The organism is Curtobacterium sp. MCLR17_058 (genome assembly GCF_003234705.2).
Taxonomy (GTDB): Bacteria; Actinomycetota; Actinomycetes; order Actinomycetales; family Microbacteriaceae; genus Curtobacterium; species Curtobacterium flaccumfaciens.
In genome coordinates this window covers 3594634-3607203 of record NZ_CP126262.1, presented here as the reverse complement: position 1 = coordinate 3607203, position 12570 = coordinate 3594634, and the positions used below count along the sequence as shown (strand labels likewise).

Here is a 12570-nt window from a genome sequence, read left to right as displayed (position 1 = left end):
AGCCTACGGCTGGCTCGATGCTCCGGCCGGGTCCGCGGCTGCGGTGGTGACTCGGCGCGGCCAGATCGTGTAACTGATCGCCCACAGCAGTTCGATGCCCAGGATCACCCCGAGCAGTGCGACCGTGCCCTGCAGCTCGTCCGTGCGCTCCGGGTCGCCGACGACGAGGACGAGCGCACCGATGATCCCGCCGGCGATCAGCACGGCGAGCCCGGTCCGCAGCACGTCGCCCCAGCACCGGGCCGTGTACCGCCGTCCACTCAGACGCTCCGGCGCGGGACCCCCGGCGAACCGGTGCGTGAACCGGACGTCCGCCCACGCGATCATCCGATGCCCGTACGCGACCGAGAAGCCGATGTAGATCGCCGCGAGTCCGTGGTGCCACGACGCGGTTCCGCCACCGAGCAGGTCGACCGTGACGACCGCGAGCAGCACGAGGTCGATCACGGGTGCCGCGACGAGCATCGCCGCACCCGTGCGCGGCCGTCGCAGCAGGTACCGGGTGGTCAGGCCGCCGAGGATCGCGACCCAGAAGGCGATCTCGCAGGCGACGATGGCGATGAGTGTCATGGTTCCCCGTTGCAGTACCGGTGTTCGTTTGAGTACAGGTGTACTCAAACAGCATGACACCGCGACCACCACGGTGTCGAGCGGCGGGGTTCTGCCCCTGGAAGCGGGGGGAGACACGGACTCCCACGCCTGCGACACTCGGAGGACCGGTAATCCGCACGGTCCCCTCCGAGGCCCGACGCATCGCCGTCGACAGCTCGCAAAGGACCCCATGCTCCCTCCAGTCGACCGAACGGTCGTCTCCTCCGACGGCACCACCATCGCCGTCTCCGAGGCAGGGGACGGGCCGGCGGTCGTCGTCGTGGGCGGTGCCTTCGACCACCGGGGGACCCCGTACCTCGACCGCGTGGTCGCCGAGCTCGGCTCGACCCACCGCGTGGTGACCTACGACCGCCGTGGCCGTGGTGCCAGCGGTGACTCCGCGACGTGGGCCATCGAGCGCGAGGTCGACGACCTGCGGGCCGTCGTCGAGAGCATCGGCGCACCGACCACCGCCGTCGGCATCTGCGTCGGCGCCGGTGTCGTCCTGCACGGGCTCGCCACCGGACTGCCCGTCGACGGCGCCGTCCTGTGGGAACCGCCGTACCGCGCCTCCGTCGACCCGCACGCCGACGACGTCGTGTTCGCCGACCTGCTCGACGAACACGTCGGCGCTGGCCGCCGGGCCCAGGCCGTCCGCGGGTTCCTGACCCAGGTGCTCGGGGTCCCGATGGGCCAGATCACGGCCCTGCGGCTCAAGGGGTCGCTCTGGCGCTCCCTGGTCGTCGACGCCCACGTGCTGAGCCGCGAGGTCCGGGTGCTGAACGGCCTCGCCGTGCCCGAGCGAGTCGCTGCCGCCGTGGGTGTGCCGGTGCTCGTCGGTGCCGGTGGCGACGGACTCGAGTGGATGCGTCGTGCGGCCCGCGCTGTGGTCGACGCCGTCCCGGGCTCGGAGTACACCGAGGTGCCCGGGCAGGGACACGTCCCCGCCCCGGCAGCCCTCGGAGCCCTGATCGACCGCGTCCGGAGCCGGATCGTCTCGCCCAGCAGCTGACTGCGAGAGGATGGGCGGGTGAACGCACCCCGCCTCGGTCTCCTGCTCGACGTCGACGGGCCCATCGCCAGCCCGGTCTCCCGCACCATCGCGATCCCGAGCATCGTCGCGGACCTCGTCGCGCTCGCCGCCGAGGGCATCCCGATCGTCTTCAACACCGGCCGCAGCGACGCCTTCATCCGCTCCGAGGTCGTCGGCCCGCTGCTCGCCGGGGGCCTCGCCGAGGGTGGCCGCGTCCACGCGGTCTGCGAGAAGGGCGCCGTGTGGTGCTCGATCGGTCCGCAGTACGACGGCGGCATGGGCGAACTGACGGTCGCCGAGGACCTCGCGCTGCCGCGGGACTACGCCGACGAGATGCGCGAGCTGGTCCGCGACGAGTACGCCGACCTGGTGTTCTTCGACGAGACGAAGCGCGCCATGGTGTCGATCGAGCAGCGCGTCGAGGTGCCGAACGCCACCTACCTGGCCCGCCAGCCGGACTTCGACGCGAAGGCCATGGCCGCACTCGAGCGTCGCGGGCTCGGTGTCCGCCGCCTCGACGACGTCCGACCCGACGCCGACGGCGCCGTGCAGTGGCGCATCGACCCGACGATCATCTCGACCGACGTCGAGTCCGACCGCAGCGGCAAGGACCTGGGGGCCGAGCGCTCGCTCGAGCTCCTCGGGCAGGACGGCGAGCTCCCGGTCACCTGGCGCACCGTGGGAGACTCCCGCAGCGACTACGCCATGGCGGACTGGCTGCACGCCCACGGCCACGAGGTTGCGCACGTCGACGTCCGTCCCGCCGACGGGGTGCCGGCCACGCCGTACCCGGTGCTCACCGCGCCCGACGGCGTGATCCACGACGAGGCCGGAGCCCGGTTCCTGGCGGACTGGCGCGCGGGCCGCTGACGCGAGCACAACCGCATCCCGCTGACGCGGCCGCGGCCGCAACCGCGCCCCGCTGACGCGGCCGCGGCTCTGGACGCACCCATCGGCCGGCCGAGCGGTACGCGCCGGACCGCCACCGCGCCTCCCGGCAGTCACCGGACCGGCCCACCGTCCGGCCGGACGCTTTGCGTGACACAGTGGTACACCAGTACCCTTCCGAGGTCCGCCGCCAGCCGATGACGGGATCCACCCCATGGCAACGAAGCTCCGCATCAAGTCGATCGAGGCCTCCCTGGCCGACTCCGAGGAGCAGGGCAGGTCCCTGAAACGCTCCCTGAAGACGTTCGACATCGCCGCGATGGGGATCGCGGTCGCCGTCGGCGCCGGCATCTTCTCGGTCGGCGCGAACGCCGCCGCGAACTTCGCCGGGCCCGGCGTCATCATCTCCTTCCTGCTCGCCGCCGTCACCTGCGGCCTGGCGATCATGTGCTACGCCGAGTTCGCGTCGACGATCCCCGTCGCCGGCTCCGCGTACACGTTCACCTACGCCACGATGGGTGAGCTGCTCGCCTGGATCGTGGGCTGGGACCTCATCCTCGAGACCCTCACGGCCAGCGCCGTGATCGCGAAGTACTGGGGCATCTACCTCAGCGAAGCGTTCAAGGTGTTCGGCGTCGACCTGCCCAGCACGATCCAGCTCGGTCCGATCCCGTTCACCTGGGGGCCGGTGCTCATCGTCGGGATCTTCACGGTGCTCCTCGCCTTCGGCACCCGCCTGTCGTCGCGGGTGTCGGCGGTCATCACGGTCATCAAGGTCGCCATCGTCGTGTTCGTCATCGTCGCCGGCGCGTTCTTCGTCAAGGCCGCGAACTTCACCCCGTTCATCCCGCCGGCCGAGCCCGCCAAGGGTGCCGAGGGCAGCGTCTGGACGCAGTCACTCGTGTCCTGGTTCACCGGTGCGGAGCCCGCCCAGTACGGCGTCTTCGGCCTGCTCGCCGCGGCGTCCCTGGTGTTCTTCGCCTTCATCGGGTTCGACGTCGTCGCCACCAGTGCCGAGGAGACCGAGAACCCGCAGAAGACGCTGCCCCGCGGCATCTTCATCGGCCTCGGCATCGTGACCCTGCTCTACGTCGGCGTCAGCATCGTCATCACCGGCATGGTCTCGTACCAGCGCCTGGCCGAGGAGGACACACCGTCCCTGGCGTCGGCGTTCAACATCGTCGGGCTGCCGTGGGCCGCCGGCATCATCGCAATCGGCTCCCTGATCGGGCTGACCACCGTCGTCATGGTGCTGCTGCTCGGGCTGTCCCGCATCGTCTTCTCGATGAGCCGCGACGGCCTGCTGCCCCGCTGGTTCTCGAAGACCAACCCGAAGACGCAGACGCCGGTGCGCGTGCAGGTCGTCGCCGGTGTCGTCGTGGCGCTGCTGGCCGGGTTCACCGCGGTCGACAAGCTCGAGGGCATGATCAACATCGGCACGCTGTCCGCGTTCGTCCTGGTGTCGATCGGCATCGTCGTGCTGCGTCGTTCGCGCCCCGACGCCCCGCGGGCCTTCCGGGTGCCGTGGTCGCCCGTGCTGCCGATCATCTCGGCGGTGCTGTGCTTCTGGCTGATGCTGAACCTCGAGGTCGAGACCTGGCTCCGGTTCGTCATCTGGCTGGTCATCGGCTTCGTCATCTACTTCGGCTACAGCCGTCGGCACAGCCGCGTCGGCCAGCGCATGCAGTAGGGCGCTCCGCGGGTCGGCCTGGCCCGCAGAACACCGGTGTTCGCACGTTGCACACCCGCAGACCGCGGCGCGACGTGTGGACACCGGTGTTTTGCATCCACCGCCCGCCCGCCCGCGCCGCCGCCACCGCCACTACGCGCCGACGAGCAGCAGCACACCGAACGCGAGCATCACGACGGCGACCAGGCCGTCGAACACCCGCCAGGTCAGCGGCTTCTCGAACAGCGGCCGCAGCAGGCGTCCGCCGAACCCGAGGGCGCCGAACCACAGGCAACTCGCCGCGACGGCACCGATCGTCCAGAGCCACCGGTCGTCCGCACCCTGCTGGTTCGCCACCGACCCGAGGAACACCAGCGTGTCCAGGTAGACGTGCGGGTTCGCCCACGTGAAGACGAGCATTGTCAGCACGGCCGTCCGCATGGTCACCACCTGGCCGGGAGGCGCGGTACGCGTCCGCCCCGCCGCCACCGTCGTGCCGGTGGTCGCGTCCACCGCCGCGTCCACCCCCGCGCCTGCGTCCGCGCTGGCGCCCACCACACCGTCGTCGGCCGCCGCGTCAGCGACCCGCATCGCGTCCCCCGAGGGCCGCAGCGCACGCCGCGCCGCGAGCACCCCGTACGTGAGCAGGAACGCGGCACCGATGAACCGGATCACCAGGAGCGCCACGGGGAACCGCTCGACCACGGCGCCGACCCCGAGCACCCCGGCGACGATGAGCAGCGCATCCGAGACCGCGCACACCACGACCGCCGCGGCCACCACCCGGAGTCCTGCGCTGACCGCGAGCCGGAGCAGGTACGTGTTCTGCACACCGATCGCGACGATCAGTGCGAGTCCGGTGCCGAGGCCGGAGAGCAGGGGCAGGAGCGTGGTCACGGTCCGACGCTAGGGCCGGGTGCCGGTGTAGTACAGCTCACGTTCCTGCACCACCGTAAGCTCAGCTGCATGACCCGGTTCCAGCGCGAGCACCTCGAGACGCTGCTCGCCGCCGTCGACCACGGCACGCTCGACGCGGCGGCCCGTGCGCTGGCGATCACCCCGTCGGCGGTCTCGCAGCGGATCAAGTCGATGGAGCAGCAGGTCGGCCGGGTCCTGCTCCAGCGCACCACCCCGGTGCGCCCGACCGCGGACGGCGCAGTCGTGCTCCGGCACGCACGGCAGGTCCGGCTGCTCGACGAGGAGACCTCCCGAGCGCTCGGCGGTGGATCGTCGGTGGTGCCGTCGATCCCGCTGGCCGTGAACGCCGACTCGCTCGGCACCTGGTTCCTCGACGCCCTTGCCCTCGTCCGGGCCGACACCGAGGTGGTCTTCGACCTGCACCGCGAGGACCAGGACCGCACCGCCGAGCTGCTCCGCGCCGGCACGGTGATGGGCGCCGTGACGGCCGAGGCAGACCCGGTGCAGGGCTGCTCGTCGGTGCCGCTCGGCATCGACCGGTACCGGGCGGTGGCGTCCCCGGCGTTCGTCGCCCGCTACCTCGGCGACACCGGCACCGAGCGGCGGATGCTCCGGCGGCTCGACGAGGTCCCGCTCGTCGACTACGACCGCGACGACGACCTGCAGCAGGGGTACCTGCGGCAGGTCCTGGGCCACGCTCCCGGCGGACCGCGTCACTTCGTCCCGACCTCTGCCGACTTCGCCCGTGCGGTCACGCTCGGGTTCGGGTGGGGGCTGCTGCCCGAGGCGCAGTGCCTCGAGGCGATCGACCGCGGTGTCCTGGTCGAGCTGGCCCCGGGTCGGCACGCCGACGTGGCGCTGTGGTGGCAGCGCTGGAACCTGGCGTCACCCCTGCTCGAACGGGTCACCGACGCCGTCCGTGCGACCGCCTCGTCGCGACTGCACCCCGCGCGACTGCACTCCGCGCGTCAGGTCTGACAGCGCGGACACCAGTACGTGTCGCGCAGGGTGAGTTCCGAGTCGCCGAGTTCGCCGTGCCGGATCGGTGTCCCGCAGCGCAGACACGGCTTGCCGGCACGGCCGTAGACCCAGAACCGTCGCCCGGGGCGGTCGACGCCGGTCGTGACGCGGGCGCTGCGGTCGCGGTTCGTCAGGATCAGTCGGCTCGCGAGCGTGATCGTCCGCGCCGGGTCCGGTACCTGCCCGACCGGACGCGTCGGCAGCACCCCGCGCAGGAAGCAGAGTTCGTTCCGGTACACGTTGCCGAGCCCGGCCAGCACCCGCTGGTCGAGCAGTGCCAGCCCGACCGGGCGTTCGGGGTCCTCGGTCAGGTTGGCGAGCGCGAGGTCGGCGTCCCAGTCGGGGCCGAGCAGGTCCGGCCCCAGGTGTCCGACGACCTCGGACTCCTGGTCGCGCGGCACGACCTCGAGCACTCCGAGGGCGAAGCCGACGGTGGAGACCCCCTCGGCGTCCAGGATCGCCCGGGCCTGGTGCGCAGGGCGTCGCCAGCGGTCACCGGGCGCGTAGACGTCCCACCGGCCCTCCATCTTCAGGTGCGAGTGCACGGTCAGGTCGCCGATGCGGTGCAGCAGGTGCTTGCCGCGGGGGACGACCTCGTCGACGGTGCGGCCGACCAGGTCGAGCGTCGCGAACGCGGGGACCCGGAAGTCGCTCTTCGTCAGGACCTTGCCCGCCAGCGCGGTGTGCAGGCGGCGGGCAGCCCGGTAGACGGTGTCGCCTTCAGGCACGGGTCACCTCCGACGGGTGCGCGCGCGCAGTCCGGATGGCACGGGTCACCTCCGGCACGTGGTCGCTGCACTGCCGGGAGGCGCGGCTCGCCTCACACACGGAGCCGCAGCCCCTGCGGGGTCGCCGTGAACCCCGCGGCCCGGAGCGCGCCGCCGAGCGGCGTCTCCAGCACGAAGTCCCCGTCGACCCGCTCCACCGAGAGCTTCCGCAGTCCGGTCCGGACGATGCCGGCGATCGAGGCCGCCGCGGCAGCGAGGTCGGCGGCGTCGTCGGTGAAGGTCAGCACCGACTTGCCACCGCGCTCCACGTACACGGTGAGCTTGCCGTCGACGGTCGTGACGAGGGCACCCGCCTTGCGCCCGGGCCGGTGGCCCCGAGCGGTCTTCGCGCCGCTGCCGACCGCGGTCTCAGGCGGGGCGGCTCCGCCGTCGTCGACCACGAGAACGGGGTCGGCGTCGCCCGTCGGCCACGGCAGCGAGGCCCCGAACGGGTTCGCCGGGTCGGTCGCGGCGAGTGTGAGCGCCTCGCGCTTCCGGTCCGGGTCGTCCCGCTCGTCGTCGCCGAGTTCGCGGGCGTAGGTGCGCAGCCGGTCGACGGTCGGGCCGGTGGCGAACTGCGCCGCACCGAGCCCCTCGACGAAGTACCCGCGACGGGCCCGGCCGGACTCCTCGAAGCGCGAGAGCACCCGGTACACCCCGGCGAAGCCGCCGCGGACACCTTCGACCTGCACGGCACCGCGGGTGACGACGCCGTAGCGTTCGAGCAGCTGTTCGGCGGTCGCCGCGGCCCGCACGGTCGAGTCGGACTCGGCCAGCGGCAGGAGCGACCAGCGACCCCCGACGGACGGCGGCCCGGACTGCGTCGGCATCGTCGGACGCCGACGGCCGCGGTAGGCCCGAGCACGCGGAGCGCTCGAGCTCTTCGCCTTGCCGCCGAGCATCGAGCGCAGCGGGGCGAACGTGTCGTTCGTGATCTGCCCGGCCCAGACCAGGTCCCAGAGCGCGGTGGTGAGCGCCTGGTCGTCACTGCTGCCCACGGCCTGGCCGAGCTGCCGGAAGAAGTACGCGCCACCGCCGGCCAGGGCGCCGAGCACGTCCCGCTGCAGCTCGGTCGTCTCGTCCCCGGAGGGCTCGGCGAGCGTCGTCGCCGCGGTGTCGGCCAGGTGCAGGCGCACCCAGCCGTCGTTGCCCGGCAGGGTGCCCCCGCCGGACCACAGGACCTCGCCGGTGGCGGTGAGTTCGTCGAGCATGCTCGTCGAGTAGTCGGTGACACGGGACGGCAGTACCAGGGTCTCCCAAGCGCTGGCGGGCAGGGCGACCCCGGCGAGCTGGTCGATCACCTGCAGGACGCCGTCGACGCCGCGGAGCCCGCCGCGGGTCCCCGGGGTCTGCACGTGCTGCCACGCGGGCAGGAACCGGGCGAGGGTGTCCGGCGAGACCGGTTCGACCTCGTGCCGCAGCGCTGCGAGGGACTTCGTGCGGATCCGTCGCAGGACCTCGGCGTCACACCACTCGGCACCCTGACGGTCGGGTCTGAACTCGCCCTCCACCACCCGGCGGTCGGCGACGAGTCGGCGCAGGGTGTCCTGCACGACGGCGATGCCCAGCCCGAGGCGACCGGCGGCCTCCTGCGCGGAGAACGGCCCGTGCGACCGGGCGTAGCGGCCGATCAGGTCACCGAGGGGATCGGCCACGGGCTCGATGAACGCCGTGGGCACACCGATCGGCAGCGGGACCCCGAGGGCGTCCCGCAGACGGGCGGCGTCCTCGATCACGGCCCAGCGCGTCGCCCCGGCGTGCGAGAACGAGAGCACCCGGCGGTCCCGCTCCAACACCTGGAGCGTGCTGCGCAGTTCGGCGGCGGCCGCTGGACGGTCGGCGGTGTCGGCGAGCCAGCTCCGGTCGACCGCTTCGTCGAGGTCGAGCGCGCCGACGAGCCGCAGCACGTCCACGAGTCCCTCGGCGTCACGGGCACGACGGTCCGGCGAGAGCCGCTGCAGGTCGCGCTCCACCGAGGTGATGACCGCCGGGTCGAGCAGCTCGCGCAGCTCCGCACGGCCGAGCAGCTCGCCGAGCAGGGTCGAGTCGAGCGACAGGGCCGCTGCCCGGCGTTCGGCGAGCGGGGTGTCCCCCTCGTACATGAAGGCCGCGACGTACCCGAACAGGATCGAGCGGGCGAACGGCGACGGCTGCTCGGTCTCCGTCTCGACCAGGCGGATCCGGCGTCCGGCGATGTCGTCGGCGATCCCGAGCAGGGCGGGCACGTCGTAGACGTCCTGCAGCACCTCGCGCACGGTCTCGAGCACGATCGGGAACGTCGGGTACTTCTGCGCGACCTCGAGCAGCTGCGAGGCCCGCTGCCGCTGCTGCCAGAGCGGCGACCGCTGCCCGGGGTTCCGACGGGGCAGCAGCAGGGCGCGCGCCGCACACTCACGGAACCGCGCGGCGAACAGTGCCGAGCCGCCGACCTCGTCGGTGACCAGGGCCTCGAGGTCGTCGCGCTCGAACACGAACAGGTCGGCACCCGGCGGCTCGGCGTCGGTCTCCGGGATGCGGACGACGATGCCGTCGTCGGCCGCCATCGCGTCACCGTCGATGCCGTGCCGTTCGCGCAGCCGTGCGGCGACCGCCAGGGCCCACGGGGCGTGCACCTGCATGCCGTAGGGCGAGTGCAGGATGAGCCGCCAGTCCCCGAGCTCGTCGCGGAACCGCTCGATGACGAGCGTGGTGTCGTTCGGCACGTGGCCGGTGGCAGCGCGCTGGTCGCGCAGGAAGGTCAGCAGGTTGGTGATCGCGCGCTCATCCAGTCCGCCGGCGGCGACGCGGGCGCGGGCGTCGTCGTCCGACGCGCCCTCGACCTCGCGCACGAACGCACCGGTTGCACGGCCGAGTTCGGCGGGCCGGCCGATGCCGTCGCCCTTCCAGAACGGCACGCGTCCGGGCTGCCCGAACGCCGGGCTCACGACGACGCGGTCGTGGGTGATCTCCTCGATCCGCCAGCTCGTCGCACCGAGGGCGAAGACGTCGCCCACGCGCGACTCGTAGACCATCTCCTCGTCGAGCTCGCCGACGCGGGACGCCTTCTCGCCGACCATGAAGACGCCGAACATGCCGCGGTCGGGGATCGTCCCGCCGCTCGTCACCGCGAGCCGCTGCGCACCGGGGCGCCCGGTCAGGGTGCCGTGCACGCGGTCCCAGACCAGCCGTGGCCGGAGTTCGGCGAACTCGTCGCTCGGGTACCGGCCCGTGACCAGGTCGAGCGTCGCCTCGAACGCCGATCGGGGCAGGCCGCTGAACGGGGCGCTCCGCCGCACGAGCTCGAACCAGTGCTCGACGTCGAGGGTGTCGATCGCCCCGGCCGCCACGGTGTGCTGCGCCAGGACGTCGAGCGGGTTCGCCGGCACCGAGATCGACTCGATCTGGCCCGTGACCATGCGCTCGACCGTGACCGCGCTGTTGACCAGGTCGGCCCGGTGCTTCGGGAACAGCACGCCTCGGGAGATCTCGCCCACCTGGTGGCCGGCACGACCGACGCGCTGCAGGCCGCTCGCGACGGAGGGCGGCGCTTCGACCTGGACGACCAGGTCGACCTCGCCCATGTCGATGCCGAGCTCGAGTGAACTCGTCGCGACGACGCACCGCAGCCGACCGGACTTCAGGTCGTCCTCGATGATCGCGCGCTGGTCCTTCGACACCGAGCCGTGGTGTGCGCGGGCGAGCACCGGGACGGAGGCGTCCGAGCCCCCGCCGCCGGTCTGCCCGGACCCGCCGATCAGCTGCGCCGGCGGGCGCTTGGCCCCCTGGGGTGCGACGGCGTGCGCCGAGGTGCGGGCCGGTGACTGCGGTCGGCCCTGCGCCACGGGCAGGCCGTCGTCGTCCGGGGACGCACCCGCCGGCACCAGCACGCCGTCACCGGCGGCGGCGAGCACGCGTTCCTCGTGGATCTCGTTGAGCCGAGCCGTGAGTCGTTCGGCCAGCCGCCGCGAGTTCGCGAACACGATGGTCGAGCGGTGTTCCTCGATCAGGTCGACGACACGTTCTTCGACGTGCGGCCAGATCGACCCGTTCGTCGGCGACTCGGACGCGTCCGCACCCACCGGCGGCGCCCCGAGCTCGGTCATGTCGTCGACGGGCACGACGACCCGCAGGTCGAAGGTCTTCTGCGCGGGCGGCGCGATGATCGTCACCGGTGCACGGCCGCCGAGGAACCGGGCGACCTCTTCCGGTGGGCGGACGGTCGCGGACAGCCCGATGCGCTGCACGGGCTTGTCGAGCAGGTCGTCGAGGCGCTCGAGCGACACGGCCAGGTGTGCGCCGCGCTTGGTCGAGGCGACCGCGTGGACCTCGTCCACGATGACCGTGTCGACGTTCACCAGGGTCTCGCGCGCCTGCGAGGTGAGCATCAGGTAGAGCGACTCGGGCGTGGTGATGAGGATGTCCGGCGGCTGGCGCAGGAGCTTCTGCCGGTCGGACGACGGGGTGTCACCGCTGCGCACCCCGACCGTGACGTCCGGCGGTTCGGTGCCGAGGCGGCGTGCGGTCTGGGTGATGCCGACGAGCGGGCTCCGCAGGTTGCGCTCGACGTCGACGCCCAGGGCCTTGAGCGGCGAGACGTAGAGCACGCGCGTGCGCTGCTTCGCCGGTGGGCGGTCCGTCGCGCTGATGAGCCGGTCGATCGACCACAGGAACGACGCCAGGGTCTTGCCGGAGCCGGTCGGGGCGATCACGAGTGCGTGCTGCCCGGTCGAGATGGCGTCCCACGCCCCGGCCTGCGCCGGTGTCGGTGCATCGAAGGCGCCGCGGAACCACTCGGTGGTCGCGGGGGAGAAGCGCTCGAAGACGTCCGTCATGGTCCGTCCCATCCTGCCCGCCACCACCGACAGCAGGCCGAGCGCACGTACCCCTTGACAGAGCGATAGTTACCGATCTATCGTAAACACATCGCGATACGACGAAGACGATCAGGTCAGACCGATCGCGAGCCGACTCAGCACGACGAAAGGACTCCTCATGCGCCCCTCGTATGACGACAACAGCAACACGTCCCCCCGCGACCAGCGCGGGTTCGGCCCGCGCGGCCCCCGCTTCGGCGGCGCGCGGCAGCACCACGCCGCCGGCTTCCCCGGCCGTGACCGCGGTGACCACGACCACGGCGGCCGCGGCTTCGGTGGCCGCGGGTTCGGCCCCGGCTTCGGCCCGGGCATGGGCTTCGGCCCCGGTTTCGGCGGACCCGGCTTCGGCCGGGAACGCCGTCGCCGCGGTGACGTCCGTCTCGCGATCCTCGGTCTGCTGGCCGAGGGCCCGCAGAACGGGTACGCCGTGATCAAGACCATCGCCGAGCGCACCGGCGGTGCCTGGAAGCCGAGCCCCGGCTCGGTCTACCCGACGCTCCAGCAGCTCGTCGACGAAGACCTCGTGGTCTCGTCGGGCGACGGTCGCAAGACGCTCTTCGAGCTCACCGACGCCGGCAAGGCCGAGACCGAGGCCAAGGCCGACGAGATCGCTGCGGCACTCGACGGGGCCCCCGGCATCCCGGACGCCCAGCGCGAGTTCTTCGAGGCGCTCCGGAAGACCATGGGCGTCCTGCAGATGTACCGCAGCACCGCGACCGAGGAACAGGCCAAGGCCGCCACGGCCAAGGTGGACCAGCTCCGCAAGGACCTGCTCCAGATCCTCGCCGACTGACGGACGTCACCCGTGACGGACTGGAGGCCCGGTGCCAG

Annotated in this window: 9 protein-coding genes; 5 read left to right on the top strand and 4 right to left on the bottom strand. The window is 72.4% G+C overall.

All coding sequences use genetic code 11. The annotated features are described in order from the left end of the window. Positions 1 to 3: 3 nt before the first annotated feature. On the bottom strand, positions 4 to 570 hold the full coding sequence (locus tag DEJ11_RS17085; RefSeq protein ID WP_111104791.1) for a hypothetical protein: 567 nt from the start codon (positions 568 to 570) through the stop codon (positions 4 to 6). Positions 571 to 781: 211 nt separating this feature from the next. Between DEJ11_RS17085 and DEJ11_RS17080 the strand changes: the two genes are divergently transcribed. The 3 genes from DEJ11_RS17080 to DEJ11_RS17070 all read left to right on the top strand — a co-directional run bounded on the left by DEJ11_RS17080 (position 782) and on the right by DEJ11_RS17070 (position 4202). Then, the gene (locus tag DEJ11_RS17080; RefSeq protein ID WP_111104788.1) at positions 782 to 1603 is read left to right on the top strand and encodes an alpha/beta fold hydrolase; all 822 of its coding nucleotides are present in this window, start codon (positions 782 to 784) and stop codon (positions 1601 to 1603) included. Positions 1604 to 1621: 18 nt separating this feature from the next. Continuing rightward, entirely contained in the window at positions 1622 to 2494 is an 873-nt protein-coding gene (locus DEJ11_RS17075) for an HAD family hydrolase (RefSeq protein ID WP_111092200.1), read from the top strand. A gap of 232 nt (positions 2495 to 2726) precedes the next feature. Then, entirely contained in the window at positions 2727 to 4202 is a 1476-nt protein-coding gene (locus tag DEJ11_RS17070) for an APC family permease (protein ID WP_111104785.1), read from the top strand. A 132-nt stretch (positions 4203 to 4334) separates the two neighbouring features. On the opposite strand, the gene DEJ11_RS17065 is transcribed toward DEJ11_RS17070, so the two are convergent. After that, entirely contained in the window at positions 4335 to 5078 is a 744-nt protein-coding gene (locus DEJ11_RS17065) for a LysE/ArgO family amino acid transporter (RefSeq protein WP_111105287.1), read from the bottom strand. Between the two features lie 69 nt (positions 5079 to 5147). Between DEJ11_RS17065 and DEJ11_RS17060 the strand changes: the two genes are divergently transcribed. Beyond that, on the top strand, positions 5148 to 6077 hold the full coding sequence (locus DEJ11_RS17060) for a LysR family transcriptional regulator ArgP (protein ID WP_111105286.1): 930 nt from the start codon (positions 5148 to 5150) through the stop codon (positions 6075 to 6077). Here DEJ11_RS17060 and DEJ11_RS17055 read toward each other — a convergent pair. Together DEJ11_RS17055 and DEJ11_RS17050 are read right to left on the bottom strand one after the other, a co-directional pair. Beyond that, positions 6068 to 6847 carry an Fpg/Nei family DNA glycosylase gene (locus DEJ11_RS17055; protein WP_111105285.1) on the bottom strand — a complete coding sequence of 260 codons (780 nt, stop codon included), beginning with the start codon at positions 6845 to 6847 and terminating at the stop codon, positions 6068 to 6070. The two genes, DEJ11_RS17060 and DEJ11_RS17055, sit on opposite strands and share 10 nt — an antisense overlap. 92 nt (positions 6848 to 6939) lie before the next feature. Then, positions 6940 to 11697: an Lhr family ATP-dependent helicase gene (locus DEJ11_RS17050; protein WP_111105284.1), complete on the bottom strand. Its 4758-nt coding sequence runs from the start codon at positions 11695 to 11697 to the stop codon at positions 6940 to 6942. Between the two features lie 160 nt (positions 11698 to 11857). Between DEJ11_RS17050 and DEJ11_RS17045 the strand changes: the two genes are divergently transcribed. After that, entirely contained in the window at positions 11858 to 12532 is a 675-nt protein-coding gene (locus DEJ11_RS17045; RefSeq protein ID WP_111105283.1) for a PadR family transcriptional regulator, read from the top strand. Positions 12533 to 12570: the final 38 nt, after the last annotated feature.

Bases quoted from the DNA above. Each gene is read 5' to 3' on its own strand.
- DEJ11_RS17085 (WP_111104791.1), bottom strand. From the start codon at position 570: ATGACACTCATCGCCATCGTCGCCTGCGAGATCGCCTTCTGGGTCGCG.
- DEJ11_RS17080 (WP_111104788.1), top strand. From the start codon at position 782: ATGCTCCCTCCAGTCGACCGAACGGTCGTCTCCTCCGACGGCACCACC.
- DEJ11_RS17070 (WP_111104785.1), top strand. From the start codon at position 2,727: ATGGCAACGAAGCTCCGCATCAAGTCGATCGAGGCCTCCCTGGCCGAC.
- DEJ11_RS17060 (WP_111105286.1), top strand. From the start codon at position 5,148: ATGACCCGGTTCCAGCGCGAGCACCTCGAGACGCTGCTCGCCGCCGTC.
- DEJ11_RS17050 (WP_111105284.1), bottom strand. From the start codon at position 11,697: ATGACGGACGTCTTCGAGCGCTTCTCCCCCGCGACCACCGAGTGGTTC.
- DEJ11_RS17045 (WP_111105283.1), top strand. From the start codon at position 11,858: ATGCGCCCCTCGTATGACGACAACAGCAACACGTCCCCCCGCGACCAG.